Raw genomic sequence first — 823 nt, 5'->3', positions numbered from 1 at the left:
TGCTCTGCCGTCTTGTTATCAAGGTTTTGCGTGGAATAAATCACGTGGGGTAAACGATAGATTGACTTACATTAAAATTTTCATCAAAAGCAACTTTATATAAAATTGATTTCATACCAATCTATGTGTATCTTCTACCCATATCCCCACAATAACCAAGGAGAATGCCATGGATAAGCTACTCGCGTCTGCATTAGAAATTAAGCAGCGAACTATGGTGACTGGCTTTTTTGCTAGAAATGGATTCAAAATCGCTATGACCGATTTTGATGATGTCACTTTTGAGCGAGAAGGCGTGCAAGTTAACGTACATTTTGATCTGCAGTCAAACGCGGAGTCTGCATCTGTTTTATCTCATGAGGCATCAATCATTCCTGGCTAAAAACTTTTATTCTCACCGATATACCAAGCCGAACGTTTATGTTCGGCTTTTTAGTGACAAAAAAATGATGAGTGCGAACAAGAGTTGTCGATCACTCATCTAAATAGACGATTAATAAATCAGCTTCAACCTCGTTCACAACCTTTGGTATCGATGAAAAAAAGCGACTCAATAAGTTGTGATGATGGCCACAGACAACTAAATCTATCCCCTCTTTTTTGACGATTCCCGATAGTTTTATATGAAGATCGCCGATTACTACCATAGTCTCGTTTACTGGGTATAAGCATTTATCAGCGAGCTCTTGCAGCCTTCTTTCCAATTCTTGCTCTTCCTTCGCTTCCATGACTATCCGATCAACATCTACGTAAACAAATGAGAGTTTGCTGCTTGAGTTATCTGCTTGCATTATTGCTTTTTCGATAACGGCTTGGCTAGATT

The 823-nt window shown here is 39.0% G+C and carries 2 protein-coding genes; one reads left to right on the top strand and one right to left on the bottom strand.

Going from position 1 to position 823, the window contains the following annotated elements; genetic code table 11:
- Positions 1-169 precede the first annotated feature (169 nt).
- Entirely contained in the window at positions 170-382 is a 213-nt protein-coding gene (locus tag IQR33_RS27805; protein ID WP_005376260.1) for a hypothetical protein, read from the top strand.
- A gap of 91 nt (positions 383-473) precedes the next feature.
- Here the strand turns inward: IQR33_RS27805 and IQR33_RS27800 are convergent.
- Positions 474-823: universal stress protein (locus IQR33_RS27800; protein ID WP_193844242.1), on the bottom strand; the 350-nt coding region annotated here is incomplete at its 5' end.

The sequence above is a fragment of the Vibrio sp. OPT46 genome (assembly GCF_015163535.1).
GTDB classification, from domain to species: Bacteria; Pseudomonadota; Gammaproteobacteria; order Enterobacterales; family Vibrionaceae; genus Vibrio; species Vibrio alginolyticus.
The sequence above is the reverse complement of the archived record's forward strand: the minus strand, read 5'-3'. Positions and strand labels throughout refer to the sequence as shown.